The sequence below is a fragment of the Neorhizobium sp. JUb45 genome (assembly GCF_004343585.1).
Taxonomy (GTDB): domain Bacteria; phylum Pseudomonadota; class Alphaproteobacteria; order Rhizobiales; family Rhizobiaceae; genus Neorhizobium.
Map to the genome: position 1 here is coordinate 161,394 of NZ_SLYW01000001.1, position 13,445 is coordinate 174,838.

Sequence of the window (13,445 nt, forward strand, 5' to 3'; positions counted from 1 at the left end):
TAAGCCCTCCCCCTTGTGGGGAGGGTGGGGAGGGGCCTTTGATCTTTATCCAACTGGCCTGATCTGCCGCACTCACAGCGGCTGCAAGTGTATCGCCCGCGATTTCATGACCTCCTGGAACAGTTCCTGGCGGCCGATATAGATGATGGCGCTGTCCTTCATCTCGTCCATCACCTTGAGGATTTCCTCCTGTGTTTCCGGCTCCAGCCCTTCCAGCGCGTCATCGAGGATCAGCCATTTTGGCGCGGTCAACAGCACGTTGGCGAGGCGCAGGCGGGCCTGATCGTCTTCTTCAAGAATTCTGTCCCAGCGTTCGTGTTTGTCTAGGTCGGGGATCATGCGCTCCAGCCCGGCGCGCTTGAGAGCGTCTCCAATAGCGGCGTCATCGAAAGTGGACGGATCGCGCGGGTAGGACACGGCGGCGCGCAAAGCCGTATCGGGGAAATAGCGCCTCTGCGGCATGAACAGGATGTCACCCTGTGGCGGCAGCTCTATCTGGCCCTTGCCCCATTGCCACAGGCCCGCCATCGCCTGGAACAGCAGGTGGCGATTGACGCTGGCATCGCCGTTGACCATCACCCGTTCGCCGGGCGCGATGGTGATTTCCGTGTCGGGGATTTTCAGGCCGCGATCCGTCGGTGTGCCGGGAGGGCCTGGCAGGACGCTGAGATCACGCAGCACGATTTTCTGGTCCGCGCCGTAAACGTGGGTGAGGTCGGAACGGGTGACATCGGGCCTGTCCATCTCCAAGAGCGCCTTGCGGAAGGTCGAGACGCGGTAGAGCGCTGCCTTCCAGTCGGCGATCTGGCGAAAATTGTCTATATACCAGCGCAGCGCCGCATTGACCTGCGTGAACGCGCCGACCGCCACCATCAGCCAGCCGAAGGACAACATGCCGTTGAAATAGACCGGCGAGGCAATCAGGATCGGTGCCACCAGCGTCAGCCAGCCGAAACCGGAGGAGACCCAGGTGAGATTGGTGATGGCGAGCGCCTGCCGCCTGATGACGGCCAGCACGGTGGTGACGGCGTTCTGGATCTGGCCGCGTTCGCTGTCTTCGCCGCGCGCCAGCGTGATCGAGGCAAGATTTTCGTTGGCATGCATCAGCGAGAAGCGCAGCTCGGCTTCCTTGGAATAACGCTCGGCATTGATGGTGGGCAGGCGGCGGCCGACAAAACTGCTTAGCAGCGAGGCGGTGCCGGCGTATATGAGCGCCGCCCAGACCATGTAGCCGGGAATGGCGATGTGGTGGCCATAGAGATTGAAGGCGAAATCCGCCGAAATTTCCCAAAGCACGCCAATGAAGCTGACGAGCAGGATCGACGAACTGACAAGCCCGATCGACAGCGACGTGGTGATTTCCGCCAGATTGCGGGCGTCTTCATGCAGGCGCTGGTCCGGGTTGACGCCGATTGCGCCGAAATTGGCGAGTTTCATCGCGCGGCCGGCCTTCATCCACTGTTCGATGAGATCGCGGGTCAGACCTTCGCGCATGTAAAGCGCGGTCATCTGGTTCAGCCATGCCTGGATGACATTCAGCACCAGCAGCACGCCGGCGATGATCACAAACACTTCCAATTGCACCAGAAAGGCATCGAGATCGCGGCGCTGCAGGCTGTCGTAGAACGGTGCGTTCCAGCTGTTGAGGCGATACTGGCCATAGGTGGTGGCGAGAATGATGACGAGGAGGGAGACCGCGAGCGCAACGATGCGGGTCTTGATCTGCGTGTTCCAGAAGGCGCCGAGCATCATGTGCAACTGGGCAAAAAATCCGAAATCCGAGGGGGCGATGTCGAGCTTGGCGAGTGGGTCTTCTGTCTCGGATATCTGTGCCATGCAATCGGTCCGTCACAACAACTGGATGCGGGTTTCCGCCATTCCTTATACCGTCAAAAGGTTAAGCGGGTTGCCTTGTCACGGTGGCAGCCACGGGATTTTGCAACTTGTGGCGCAAACCCTTGTAAAACCATAGTCCTGCGAGGGTGGAAACGCAAAAGCTCGCGTCCGGCATGTGGAAGTTTTCCCATAAACGTGAGATGGGATGACAAAAGCCTGTCGGCACAAAGAATGCCGGGCGGCCAACGACCATGGAACAGTCGAACCAACGGGAGCATGCCATGAAGACTCTTCTGTCCGCCGCCACGCTGGCACTCAGCCTCAGCGTTTCCTCACTCGCGGTTGCCGAGCCGATCAAGGTCGGCCTGATCACCACGCTTTCGGGTGGTGGTGCAGGTCTCGGCGTCGATACCCGCGACGGCTTCATGCTGGCCATCAAGCAATCCGGCAACACGGATATCACCGTCATCACCGAGGATGACGCGCAGAAGCCGGAACTGGCCGTGCAGATCGCCGACAAGATGATCCAGAGCGATCAGGTCGATATTCTGACCGGCATCGTGTGGTCGAACCTGTTGATGGCGGTTGCTCCGAGTGCCGTGGCGCAGGGCAAGATCTACGTCTCCACCAATGCCGCGCCGGCGGCGCTTGCCGGTGAAAAGTGCAACCCGCTCTATTTCAATGCCGCCTACCAGAACGACAATCTTCATGAAGCCGTCGGCGAATATGCCAACAAGGACTACAAGAAGATCTTCATTATGGCGCCGAACTACCCGGCCGGCAAAGACTCGCTGACCGGCTTCAAGCGTTATTACAAGGGTGAACTGGCTGCCGAAGTCTATACCAAGGTCGGCCAGACCGATTACGCCGCCGAAATCGCCCAGATACGTGCCTCGGGCGCCGATGGCGTTTTCGCCTTCTTACCCGGCGGCATGGGCATCGCCTTCATGAAGCAATATGCCCAGTCTGGCGTGAAGACACCGATCATGGGACCGGGCTTCTCGTTCAGCCAGGATGTTCTGCCGGCGATCGGTGATGCGGCGCTTGGCGTGAAAAATTCCGGCCAGTGGGTGAAAGATCTCGACAACGAGGCGAACAAGAAATTCGTGCCGGCCTTCCAGAAGGAATATGGCCGTCTGCCGTCGGTTTATGCGGTTCAGGCCTATGATGCCGCACAGCTGATCCTGTCGGCTGCGGCCAAGGCCAGTGTCAAGGATACCAAGGCGTTTGCCGCTGCGCTGAAAGCCGCCGACATCCAGTCACCGCGCGGAAAATTCAAGTTCAACAACAACCTGCACCCGATCCAGGATATCTACATCACCGAAGTGGTGAAGGAAGACGGCGTGCTGACCAACAAGACGGTGTCAAAAATCTTCACCGATCATGGCGATGCCTATGCCAAAGACTGCAAGATGTAAGGATTTTTGGTGATCCTGTCTCTTGCCCTCGAGCAGTTGCTCAATGGCCTGCAGCTCGGCGTCATGCTGTTTCTCATGGCGGCCGGGCTGACGCTGATCTTTGGCGTCATGGGCCTGATCAATCTCGCCCATGGCTCGCTCTACATGGTGGGCGCCTTTGCCTGCGCGGTGGTTGCGGCTGCCACCGGGTCGTTCTGGCTCGGACTGGCGGCAAGCCTTGTCGCTGCTGCGGCCGCCGGGGCGATCGTCGAGTTTCTGGTGATCCGAAAACTGTATGACCGGGATCATCTCGATCAGGTGCTCGCCACCTTTGCGCTGATCCTTGTCTTCTCCGAGGGTGCGCGCTGGGTGTTTGGATCGTTTCCGCTCTATCTCGATATTCCACCGCTTCTGGCGGGTGCGGTGCCGCTGCCGGGTATCGAGGCCTATCCGCTCTATCGCCTTGCCATCATCGGCGTCGGCGCGCTGGTGGCGCTCGGCCTCTACCTGCTGATCTCGAAAACCCGGCTCGGCATGCGCATCCGTGCCGGTGAAAGCGACCGCGAAATGATCGCGGCGCTTGGTGTCGATATCCGCACGCTCTACACCGTCGTGTTTGCGCTCGGCTCGGCGCTGGCGGGCTTGGCGGGTGCGCTGGTCGGGGCGCTGCAATCGGTGCAGGTCGGCATGGGCGAACCGGTGCTGATCCTCGCTTTCGTGGTCATCGTCATCGGCGGTATCGGATCGATCAAGGGCGCGCTGGTCGGCGCGCTGATCGTGGGTTTGACCGATACGCTCGGGCGCTTTCTGCTGCCGCCGCTTCTGGGGCTGGTGATGCCGGCTTCCACGGCTGCGACGGTCGGTGCGTCTCTGGCGGCGATGCTGATCTATATCGTCATGGCGCTGGTTCTGGCGTTTCGGCCGCGCGGCCTTTTTCCGGCAAAGGCGTGACCGGCATGACATTGTCTCGCGAAACCGTCATCAATCTCGTGCTGGCCTTGGCTCTTCTCATCGTGCCCGTCGTGGCAAGTCAGATGGGCCAGCCCTTCACCGTGACACTTGCCACCCGCATCGCCGTGCTGGCGCTGGCCGCGACCGGCCTCAATATCGCGCTCGGGTTGGGCGGTCTCGTCTCCTTCGGCCATGCTGCCTTTTTCGGCATCGGCGGTTATGCGGCGGGCATTCTGGCAAGCCATGTCTTCTCCGGCGAGCCGATGCCTTTCGGTTTCGAAGGCAGCAACCAGATGCCGGTGATCTGGATTTTTGCCGTGATGGCCTGCGGTCTGGCAGGTCTTGCGATCGGCGCGATCAGCCTGCGCACATCCGGCGTCTATTTCATCATGATCACGCTCGCCTTCGCGCAGATGATCTATTATTTCGCGGTTTCCTGGCCGGCCTATGGCGGCGAGGACGGGTTGTCCATTCTGGTGCGCAACCAGTTTCCCGGCATCAACACCATGCTGCCTCTGAGCTTCTTTCTGCTGAGCTACGGCGTGCTGATTGTCTGCATCGGCCTGTTTGCATTGCTGCGAAACGCGCGTTTCGGCACGGCATTGCAGGCGGCGCGACAGAACGAGGTGCGTGTCGCTTCGGTCGGTATCTCGCCCTATGGCATAAGGCTGACGGCATTTGTCCTCTCGGCGATGATGACGGGATTGGCCGGTGCGCTCTACGCCGATCTCAACAAATTCGTCAGCCCGTCCATGCTCTCCTGGCACATGTCGGGCGAGCTGATCGTGCTGATCATTCTCGGCGGTACCGGCCGTCTGTTCGGGCCGGTGGCGGGGGCGATGCTTTACGTCATCTTCGAGTTTGCATTGGGCGGCATCACCGAACGCTGGCAGTTCTTTCTCGGGCTGATCCTGCTCGGCGTGGTGCTGTTTGCGCGTGGCGGGCTGATCGGGCTTCTGGCCGGAAAGGCGCGGCATGGTTGATCGCCCGATCCTTGAACTGACCGATCTCGTCAAGACGTTTGGCGCGTTGCGGGCCACCGATGGCGTGACACTCGACCTGCGCGCCGGTGAAATCCATGCGCTGATCGGCCCCAATGGTGCCGGCAAGTCGACGCTGATCCACCAGATCTGCGGCACACAGCAACAGGATAGCGGCACGATCCGTTTTGCCGGCCGGGATATCGGCCGCATGGGTGTTTCCGAACGGGCGCGTCTGGGGCTTGGGCGCACGTTTCAGGTGTCATCGCTGGCGCCGGAGTTTTCCGCGCTGCGCAATGTCATGCTGGCGGTACAGGCCAAAGGCGGATCGAGCTTTCGGTTCTTCAGGCCGGTGATGCGTGACCGCGCCCTGATCGACCAAGGCATGGCCATGCTGGAGCGCGTTGGGCTTGCGCAGCGCGCCAACATTCCAGCGGCGGAACTGTCGCATGGCGAACGGCGGCAGCTGGAAATCGCAATCGCTTTGGCGCTTGGCTCGAAGGCTTTTCTGTTGGACGAGCCGATGGCCGGAATGGGGCCGGAAGGCTCCAAGCGGCTGACCGGCTTTCTCGATGGCCTGCGCCATGAAGCGCCGATCTTGCTGGTCGAGCATGACATGGATGCGGTGTTCGCACTGGCTGACCGGATTTCGGTGCTGGTCTATGGCCGTATCATCGCCACCGGCACGGTCGAAGACATCCGTCGTGATCCCGCGGTGCGCGCCGCCTATCTCGGAGATCATGCCTGATGCTCTTGGATGTTCAGAATATCACCACGTTCTACGGCAGCAGTCAGGCGCTTTTTGGCGTTGATCTGGCGGTGGCGGAAGGCGAGGTCGTGGCCTTGATGGGCCGCAACGGCATGGGCAAATCGACCACCATCAAGTCGATCTGCAACCTGATGCCGCCGAAATCCGGCCGCATCACCTTTGCCGGTCGATCGACGGAAAAACTGCCGCCGCACAAGGTGGCGCGGCTGGGCTTGGGGCTTGTGCCGGAAGGGCGACGCTGTTTTGCGAACCTCACCGTGTTTGAAAACCTCGTCGCCGCCGCACGACCGGGCGCGTGGACACTTTCGCGGATCAACGAACTGTTCCCACGGCTGGACGAGCGGCATGCGCAGATGGCGAGATCGCTGTCCGGCGGCGAGCAGCAGATGCTGGCGATCGGCCGGGCGCTGATGACCAATCCTCGTCTGCTGATACTGGACGAGGCGACGGAGGGGCTGGCGCCTGTCATCCGGCAGGATATCTGGCGGGCGATCCGCTCGCTGAAAGAGGACGGCCTGTCCATTCTCGTGGTCGACAAGACGCTGTCGGAACTGCTGCCGGTGGCGGATCGCTGCGTCATCCTCGAAAACGGCCGCAGCGTTTGGGCCGGGACGCCGGATGCGCTGAACGCCGACCTGCAGGACCGGTATCTCGGTATTTGATCTATTTCGGAACCAAGTCTTCTCAAGGCATGTTATCCTGGCTGAAACGGCAGGAGGACCCGTCATGCAGGATCGTACGGCAAGTGATAATCATGAAGCCCGCAAGTTCGGCAGCAGCCAGCCGAACATCGCTCGCAGCTGCGGCACCGGTGAGCCGCACCATGCACCGGACCCGGTGATGGCGGACATGCGGCGTGCCAAGAAGGCGTTGGAGGGCGAGACGCCGCCCGGTTATGTCGCCCATGTGGTGGATGCCGGCGATTCCGGCGGTTATGTCTCGCCTTACGAGGTCGACATGGATGACGACCCGGCCGAACGCGATGCCCGTCGACGCAGCCATGAGGCGGAGTAGTGTGAGCCTCATATGAAAAAAAAGACCCCGCCCCAAACCCCTCCCCACAAGGGGGAGGGGCTTAACCTGGCCGCTCCGCCGTGGCTCAATTGGGGCAGATGGTTGCCGCAAATCTTCTCCCCCTTGTGGGGGAGATGGCCGGCAGGCCAGAGGGGGACTTAATTTACACGCGATAGCATCACGCCTTCGCAGCCAGCCGTCCCGCCAGCGCGGCAATCCGCGCCATCGCGGTTGCCAGCACATCTTCCGGCACCGTCAGCGAAATGCGCAGGAAACCGGCGGCCTGATCGCCGAACGACGTCCCCGGCATCACCGCCACCTTTTCCTCGCGCAATAATTCCCAGGCAAATTCCTCGCCGCCCAAACCGGTGGCCGTCACATCCAGCAGGATGAACATGCCGCCTTCCGGCAGCATCGGCTTGACCAGATTGCTGCCGGCAAAGCTTTTGGCGACGATTTCGGCGCGGCGGGCGTAATTGCCGCGCATGATGTCGGCGGTGTCGAAATGATGAGAGAGCGCCAGCGCCGTCATGTCGGAAATGAACGGCTGCACGCCAAACAGCATGGTTTCCGAAACCGGCAGCACCTTTTCGCAGAACTCTTCCGGGCCGGCAGCCCAGCCGCTGCGGAAGCCCGGTGCGGCGTGTGATTTCGAGATCGACGAGACGGCGATGGTGCGGTCGGCCAGTTCGGGCAAATCGAAGGGCGAGGCGAATTTGACGCCGTCGAAGATCAGTTCCTCATAGACTTCGTCGGAAACGATCCAGAGATCGTGTTTGCGGCAGACTTCGCCGATGGCGGCGATTTCGGCCTGCGTCAGCACGGCGCCGGTCGGGTTGTGCGGGGTGTTGAGCAGAAGTACACGCGCTTCAGGCGTGATCGCCCGTTCCAGATCGGCGGCCTGCAGATGAAACTTCTTTTCCGGGCGCAGCGGCACCGGGATCATGTGCGCACCGGTGGAGGCGATCACGCCTTCATAGGTGGCATACAGCGGATCGCCGACCAGCACGCCGTCGCCGCGCTCGACGAGACCGGTCATGACGCCGTAAAGCGCCGTCTGGGTGCCGGGGAAGCAGAGAAAATTGCGCTCGCTGATGCCGGCGCGGCGCTTCGAATACTTTTCCACCAGCGCCTTCAGCACCGCCGGTTCGCCGCGACCGTTGGAATAACGCGTGCGTCCGGCATACATGGCGCGCGAGGCTTCATCGAGCAGGGCCTGATCGGGTGCCACATCCGGCTCGCCGATCGTCAGTTCGATAATGTCTTCGCCGGCCGCCTTCATGCGCCGTGCATTGGTGTGAAGGGCCCAGCGACCGGAGCCGAGATGGGCGAGGCGGTCGGTGATGGAGGCGTAACGCATCAAATGTCTTTCTTCAGTGGGTCGGCGGGTGGGATGCCATCTGCACCCTGTGTGTCGTCTGTCTGCACCGAAAGGTCGCCGGATTTCAAGCCAAGCAGCGTCTCGACCGAACGAAAGGCCAGCGCCTGCAGTTCGCCTTCGGCGAACAGGTCATCTGCCAGCGTTGCTTCCAGCCAGAGCCCGTCGAGAAGTCCTGTCAGTGCGACCGTGTGGTGATGGCAGCGCGCGACTTCTTCCGGTCGATTGTTTTCGATGAAGAAATCGCGGAGCAGGTTTTCAAGTGCGGTCAAAATGGCCGTGTAGTTTTCGCGGTGGATGGCGGCAAAGGTCGGATCGTGCCTGATATGGCCGATAAAGGCCGCCCAGAGCGACAGCATGCGCGGATCGGTAACGCTGGCCGAGTGGTTGGCATCGATGAAACGGCCAAGCCGCTGTTTGGCTGTGCCGGCGCTGTTGGCCGCCTCGATGGAGCCGGAGGTCATGGCCGCCATCATCTCGCGATAGGCGGCCTGCATCATCTGGTCCTTGCTGTCGAAATAGTGCCGGATCAGGCCGCCGGTGACACCGGCGCGGGCTGCGATCTGGCGCACTGTGGCGCCCTGTATGCCGAATTCGGCAATACAGTCGAGCGTTGCGGCAATGAGATCCTCACGCCGCTCCGTTTCGCTTGCCCGATGAAAGGTCCGTCGGCTCAATTTTTCTCCCGAAGAATGGGGCGGGTGAGGCATGTCGGCCCGCCCTCGCAGGCGATGCAGAGCGCATCCGCCTCAAACGTTTCGACCTTGCAGCCATGCGCTTCCATCGCCGCCTTGGTGTCCGGAAAGCCGCTGACCATGATGACATGGTTCGGCGTGACCGGTAGAACGTTGAGGTTGAGGCCGTTGCTGGCCGCAAAATCCGCTTCCGGGGCGTGGATCAGCGTATACTCACGTTCGCGCAGCAGCATATAGAATGCGGCGGGCATCAGCGGCGCATGCACCAGCGCCAGTTTCGGCGCCAGCGGGCTCATCACCGACATCAGATGCAGGCAGGCTTCCTCGCCCTGCCACAGCGGCAGGTCGAAACCGAGGACGGTGACGCCGATTTCTGCAAGGATCGTCTGCATCTGCTCGATGCCGGCCTGGTTGGAACGCACGCCGCGGCCGATCGCCAGCGTCTTGTGATCCACCCAGATGCAATCGCCGCCTTCCACCGTGCCCGGCGCTTGGATGCGGCCGAGGATCGGGATGCCGGCATCCCGATAGGTCTTTTCGTGCAATTCCGGTTCGGCTGCGCGCAGCGGCTTGCCCATGCGCAGGATCACGGCGCCCTTGTCGGTCATCAGCGAGGGGTCGTGGGTGAACATGCTGTCGGCCAGGCCGTCGCCGTCATCCTCGATCCACAGAACCTCCGCGCCGGACTTTTCCACAAGGCCTGCAAACACCTTGTGCTGTTCGATCGCCTTGTTTGCGTCGAAGGTCGGGCCGTAGTGCCAGTTTGCCGCATCCGCAGCCAGAAGGCTTTTTCCCGGCCGGCGCATCATCACCCGCAACAGCCGTTCAGACATGGCCTGGGAGCCGTATTCGCTCATGTAAAAAACCCCTCGAAAGCTATGGGTTGATCTGTTCCGGGCAACACAATGGCCCGGTCAGGTTGTGTGTTTGGCTTATTATACGCTTGAGTAATTTTTGGACAAGTGCAAAACTTGCCCCAAAATCGGGCTGCAATTCCAGCAGGTGGTCCGAAGATATGCGCTGGGGGAACATGTCAAAACAGCAGATCGGGCGGCAAACGCCCGGCGGTGACGGTGTGAATGAGTGATACGGCGCAAGCCATCGAGGTCCGCGACCTCCACAAGCGGTTTGGCCCGCTTGAGGTCCTGAAGGGTGTGTCCCTGACGGCCAAACAGGGTGATGTCATCGCCATTATCGGCGGTTCGGGGTCCGGCAAGTCGACGCTTTTGCGTTGCATCAACATGCTGGAACTGCCCAGTGCCGGTTCGGTAACGGTGCATGGCGAAACAATCGAGATGAAAACCGACGGTCATGGCGGGCTGATCCCGTCCAACCGCCGTCAGGTGCAGCGCATCCGCACCCGGCTCGGCATGGTGTTCCAGAGTTTCAATCTCTGGCAGCACATGACGGTTCTGCAGAATGTCATCGAAGTGCCGGTGCATGTGCTGAAACAGCCACGCGACGAAGCGATCGCGGTGGCCGAGACCCTCCTGAAACGCGTCGGGCTCTATGAAAAGCGCGATGCCTATCCCGCCTTCATGTCCGGTGGCCAGCAGCAGCGTGCGGCAATTGCCCGTGCGCTCGCCATCCAGCCGCTGGTCATGCTGTTCGACGAACCGACCTCGGCGCTCGACCCGGAACTGGTCGGCGAGGTTCTCTCCGTCATCGGCGATCTGGCGCGCGAAAAGCGCACGATGATCCTCGTTACCCACGAGATGAAGTTTGCCCGTCAGGTGGCGAGCCATGTGGTTTTCCTGCATGGCGGCGTCATCGAGGAACAGGGCCCGCCTCAGGCGATTTTCGAAGATCCGAAATCGGAGCGGCTGAAGAAGTTCATCAGCTCCATCCATTAAAGCAATCAAAAAACCTGCAAAACCTAAAGGGGACAAACCATGAAGAGCATTTTGAAGACGGTCGCGCTCGCAGCACTGGTTGGTGTTGCCGCTGTCGGCGCCGCATCGGCCGAACCGATCAAGGTCGGCGTTGCCGCAGAACCCTATCCGCCGTTCACCTCGCCGGATGCCAGCGGCAAGTGGGTCGGCTGGGAAGTCGAGTTCATGAACGCCGTCTGCGCCGAAGCAAAGCTGGAATGCGTCATCACCCCGGTCGCCTGGGACGGTATCATTCCGGCGCTGACCACCAAGAAGATCGACGCCATCATGTCGTCCATGTCGATCACCGACGAACGCCTGAAGACGATCGATTTCTCCGACAAATATTACAACACCCCGACCGGCATCATCGGTCCGAAGTCGGAAAAGTTCACGGCAACGCCTGAAGGCCTCAAGGGCAAGATCCTCGGCGTTCAGGTTTCCACCATCCATGCCGAATATGCCCAGAAGCATTTCAAGGACGTGGTTTCCGAGATCAAGGAATACCAGACGCAGGATGAGGCCAATAACGACCTCGCCGCCGGCCGCGTCGATGCCGTTCAGGCCGATGCGATCACGCTCGACAGCTTCCTCGCGTCCGATCAGGGCAAGGAATGCTGCGAAAGCAAGGGCAATGTCGTCGATGATCCGGCCGTTCTGGGTGCCGGCGTCGGCATCGGCCTGCGCAAGGATGAAACCGAGCTGAAGGGCAAGTTCAACGCCGCCATCAAGGCGATCCGTGCCAACGGAACCTATGACAAGTTCTCGAAGGCCTATTTCGATTTCGACGTCTACGGCAAGTGATTGCCTGATTGCTTGCGGTTCCGGCGCCTGTCGCCGGGACCGTTCTGTTTTGATCCCTCCTGACGGAGCCGATCCTCGAATGGCGGTAATTTCATGGACCTGAGCCTGCTTGCTTTATCTCCCCCCGGATGGGGTGGCGTTCTGCTGGCTGGTCTTTTCAGTTCGTTGCAGCTTGCGGTCGGCGGTTACCTGCTCGGCCTCATCATCGGTATCGGCGGCGCCTCCGGCAAGCTGTATGGCGGGCCGATCGTTCGCGACCTGCTGGAAATCTACACGACGCTGGTGCGGGCCATTCCCGAACTGGTGCTGATCCTGCTGCTCTATTACGCCGGCACCGATCTGGTGAACCAGTTGACGGCGCTGCTCGGCCTGCCGTCGGTGGATATCAGCGGCCTTGCCGCCGGCATTTTTGTCATCGGCGTGGTGCAGGGAGCCTATTCGACCGAGGTTCTGCGCGGCGCCATCAAAGCCATTCCGGCCGGCCAGATCGAGGCGGCACGCGCCTATGGCATGTCGCCGTTCATGACTTTGCGGCGCATCACCCTGCCGGCCATGCTGCCCTATGCCGTGCCGGGTCTGTCCAATCTCTGGCTGATCGCCACCAAGGATACGGCGCTTCTCGCCGTCGTCGGTTTCAGTGAACTGACGCTGGTGACGCGACAGGCTGCGGGCACGACCAAACATTACCTGACCTTCTTCCTCGCTGCCGGTGTGCTCTATCTCGCCGTGACGCTGGTCTCCAACATCGCCATCGGCGCCATCGAAAGACGGGCGCGACGGGGCATGGTGCGGGAGGCATGACGGTGATGATGAAGGACGAAGCCACCATCCTGCCTGCCTACAAACCGCCAAAGGCACGCAGCCTGTTGGAGCCGCACCGGCTGTTCCTGATGGCTGTGTTTGTCGGCGTCTTTGCCTGTGCCGTCGTTTTCATGCGCTGGGACTGGCTGCCAAAATATCAGGACAGGCTGATCGCCGGCATCTGGCAGACGCTGGTGCTTCTTGCCACCACATCCTTCTTCGGCTTCCTGCTGGCCGTACCGCTCGGTTTGGTGCAGGTCACCGGGCCGCGACCGTTGAAATGGCTGGCAAACGGTTTCTGCACAATCATTCGCGGCACGCCGCTGCTGTTGCAGCTCTGGTTGCTTTATTACGGTCTCGGCTCTCTGTTTGCGCAGTTTCCGGAAATCCGCCAGTCGTTCATGTGGCCTTATCTGCGCCAAGCTTGGCCCTATGGTTTCACGGCGCTGATGCTGTCCTTCGCGGCTTATGAAGGCGAAGTCATGCGCGGCGCCTTTGCCGGTGTGCCGAGGGGCGAACTGGAGGCGGCACGCGCCTTCGGCATGCGCCGTTTCACCATGTTCCGCCGCATCTGGCTGCCGCGCGCCATCCAGCGTTCGCTGCCGACGCTGAACGGCGAGACCGTTCTGCAGTTGAAGTCGACCCCTCTCGTCGCAACCATTACCGTGATGGATACCTATTCGGTGATCGCCAAGGTTCGCTCGGATACGCTGCTGACCTACGAGCCGCTTCTGCTTCTGGCGCTGATCTATCTGGTGCTGACCGGCATTCTGGTCGTTGCCTTCCGTTATCTGGAAAACCGCGTTCCCAACCGCGGCGCCTGATGTCCCCAAAGAAAAGGCGCTTCCCTCATCTAAGGGAAGCGCCAGACGGGGAGGTATCCATGACGCGCCGCCGCGGTTGGATGCGTCGGCACGGGCTGTCAACTTTCCTATCGTGATTTGGTTCC

Annotated in this window: 14 protein-coding genes; 10 read left to right on the forward strand and 4 right to left on the reverse strand. The window is 61.1% G+C overall.

Annotated features, from left to right (window positions below):
• Positions 1 to 72: 72 nt before the first annotated feature.
• A complete protein-coding gene (locus tag EDF70_RS00660) occupies positions 73 to 1,836 on the reverse strand; it encodes an ABC transporter ATP-binding protein/permease (RefSeq protein WP_132271333.1) in 1,764 nt (587 codons plus the stop codon).
• A 281-nt stretch (positions 1,837 to 2,117) separates the two neighbouring features.
• Here EDF70_RS00660 and EDF70_RS00665 point away from each other — a divergent pair, with 281 nt between their 5' ends.
• The 6 genes from EDF70_RS00665 to EDF70_RS00690 all read left to right on the forward strand — a co-directional run bounded on the left by EDF70_RS00665 (position 2,118) and on the right by EDF70_RS00690 (position 6,947).
• Positions 2,118 to 3,254, forward strand: coding sequence for an ABC transporter substrate-binding protein (locus EDF70_RS00665; RefSeq protein ID WP_132271334.1), 1,137 nt, complete (start codon positions 2,118 to 2,120; stop codon positions 3,252 to 3,254).
• Between the two features lie 9 nt (positions 3,255 to 3,263).
• The gene (locus EDF70_RS00670; RefSeq protein ID WP_132271335.1) at positions 3,264 to 4,184 is read left to right on the forward strand and encodes a branched-chain amino acid ABC transporter permease; all 921 of its coding nucleotides are present in this window, start codon (positions 3,264 to 3,266) and stop codon (positions 4,182 to 4,184) included.
• A gap of 11 nt (positions 4,185 to 4,195) precedes the next feature.
• The gene (locus EDF70_RS00675; protein ID WP_207908223.1) at positions 4,196 to 5,167 is read left to right on the forward strand and encodes a branched-chain amino acid ABC transporter permease; all 972 of its coding nucleotides are present in this window, start codon (positions 4,196 to 4,198) and stop codon (positions 5,165 to 5,167) included.
• Positions 5,160 to 5,912 carry an ABC transporter ATP-binding protein gene (locus EDF70_RS00680; protein WP_132271337.1) on the forward strand — a complete coding sequence of 251 codons (753 nt, stop codon included), beginning with the start codon at positions 5,160 to 5,162 and terminating at the stop codon, positions 5,910 to 5,912. The genes EDF70_RS00675 and EDF70_RS00680 overlap by 8 nt, the downstream gene beginning before the upstream one ends.
• Positions 5,909 to 6,595 (forward strand): ABC transporter ATP-binding protein, encoded by a 687-nt coding sequence (locus tag EDF70_RS00685; RefSeq protein ID WP_132271338.1) that lies wholly within the window; start codon positions 5,909 to 5,911, stop codon positions 6,593 to 6,595. The genes EDF70_RS00680 and EDF70_RS00685 overlap by 4 nt, the downstream gene beginning before the upstream one ends.
• A 64-nt stretch (positions 6,596 to 6,659) precedes the next feature.
• Positions 6,660 to 6,947 (forward strand): hypothetical protein, encoded by a 288-nt coding sequence (locus tag EDF70_RS00690; protein WP_132271339.1) that lies wholly within the window; start codon positions 6,660 to 6,662, stop codon positions 6,945 to 6,947.
• Between the two features lie 178 nt (positions 6,948 to 7,125).
• On the opposite strand, the gene EDF70_RS00695 is transcribed toward EDF70_RS00690, so the two are convergent.
• Genes EDF70_RS00695 through EDF70_RS00705 form a run of 3 tightly spaced genes read right to left on the reverse strand, consistent with a single transcriptional unit; the run spans position 7,126 to position 9,877 of the window.
• On the reverse strand, positions 7,126 to 8,307 hold the full coding sequence (locus EDF70_RS00695) for a pyridoxal phosphate-dependent aminotransferase (protein ID WP_132271340.1): 1,182 nt from the start codon (positions 8,305 to 8,307) through the stop codon (positions 7,126 to 7,128).
• Positions 8,307 to 9,002 carry a TetR family transcriptional regulator C-terminal domain-containing protein gene (locus EDF70_RS00700; protein WP_132271341.1) on the reverse strand — a complete coding sequence of 232 codons (696 nt, stop codon included), beginning with the start codon at positions 9,000 to 9,002 and terminating at the stop codon, positions 8,307 to 8,309. The genes EDF70_RS00695 and EDF70_RS00700 overlap by 1 nt, the downstream gene beginning before the upstream one ends.
• Complete coding sequence (locus EDF70_RS00705) at positions 8,999 to 9,877, reverse strand: arginine deiminase family protein (protein ID WP_132271342.1); 879 nt, start codon at positions 9,875 to 9,877, stop codon at positions 8,999 to 9,001. The genes EDF70_RS00700 and EDF70_RS00705 overlap by 4 nt, the downstream gene beginning before the upstream one ends.
• 222 nt (positions 9,878 to 10,099) lie before the next feature.
• Here EDF70_RS00705 and EDF70_RS00710 point away from each other — a divergent pair, with 222 nt between their 5' ends.
• The 4 genes from EDF70_RS00710 (at position 10,100) to EDF70_RS00725 (ending at position 13,320) form a co-directional block, all read left to right on the forward strand.
• Positions 10,100 to 10,873 carry an ATP-binding cassette domain-containing protein gene (locus tag EDF70_RS00710; RefSeq protein ID WP_132271343.1) on the forward strand — a complete coding sequence of 258 codons (774 nt, stop codon included), beginning with the start codon at positions 10,100 to 10,102 and terminating at the stop codon, positions 10,871 to 10,873.
• Between the two features lie 39 nt (positions 10,874 to 10,912).
• Positions 10,913 to 11,695 carry a transporter substrate-binding domain-containing protein gene (locus EDF70_RS00715; protein WP_132271344.1) on the forward strand — a complete coding sequence of 261 codons (783 nt, stop codon included), beginning with the start codon at positions 10,913 to 10,915 and terminating at the stop codon, positions 11,693 to 11,695.
• 93 nt (positions 11,696 to 11,788) lie between these two features.
• Positions 11,789 to 12,496: an ABC transporter permease gene (locus EDF70_RS00720; RefSeq protein ID WP_132271345.1), complete on the forward strand. Its 708-nt coding sequence runs from the start codon at positions 11,789 to 11,791 to the stop codon at positions 12,494 to 12,496.
• Between the two features lie 8 nt (positions 12,497 to 12,504).
• Positions 12,505 to 13,320: an ABC transporter permease subunit gene (locus tag EDF70_RS00725; RefSeq protein ID WP_132272511.1), complete on the forward strand. Its 816-nt coding sequence runs from the start codon at positions 12,505 to 12,507 to the stop codon at positions 13,318 to 13,320.
• Positions 13,321 to 13,445 lie beyond the last annotated feature (125 nt).

Coding starts and splice junctions, on each gene's coding strand:
- EDF70_RS00660 (WP_132271333.1), bottom strand. CDS start 1,836: ATGGCACAGATATCCGAGACAGAAGACCCACTCGCCAAGCTCGACATC.
- EDF70_RS00665 (WP_132271334.1), top strand. CDS start 2,118: ATGAAGACTCTTCTGTCCGCCGCCACGCTGGCACTCAGCCTCAGCGTT.
- EDF70_RS00680 (WP_132271337.1), top strand. CDS start 5,160: ATGGTTGATCGCCCGATCCTTGAACTGACCGATCTCGTCAAGACGTTT.
- EDF70_RS00690 (WP_132271339.1), top strand. CDS start 6,660: ATGCAGGATCGTACGGCAAGTGATAATCATGAAGCCCGCAAGTTCGGC.
- EDF70_RS00695 (WP_132271340.1), bottom strand. CDS start 8,307: ATGCGTTACGCCTCCATCACCGACCGCCTCGCCCATCTCGGCTCCGGT.
- EDF70_RS00705 (WP_132271342.1), bottom strand. CDS start 9,877: ATGAGCGAATACGGCTCCCAGGCCATGTCTGAACGGCTGTTGCGGGTG.
- EDF70_RS00710 (WP_132271343.1), top strand. CDS start 10,100: ATGAGTGATACGGCGCAAGCCATCGAGGTCCGCGACCTCCACAAGCGG.
- EDF70_RS00715 (WP_132271344.1), top strand. CDS start 10,913: ATGAAGAGCATTTTGAAGACGGTCGCGCTCGCAGCACTGGTTGGTGTT.
- EDF70_RS00720 (WP_132271345.1), top strand. CDS start 11,789: ATGGACCTGAGCCTGCTTGCTTTATCTCCCCCCGGATGGGGTGGCGTT.
- EDF70_RS00725 (WP_132272511.1), top strand. CDS start 12,505: ATGAAGGACGAAGCCACCATCCTGCCTGCCTACAAACCGCCAAAGGCA.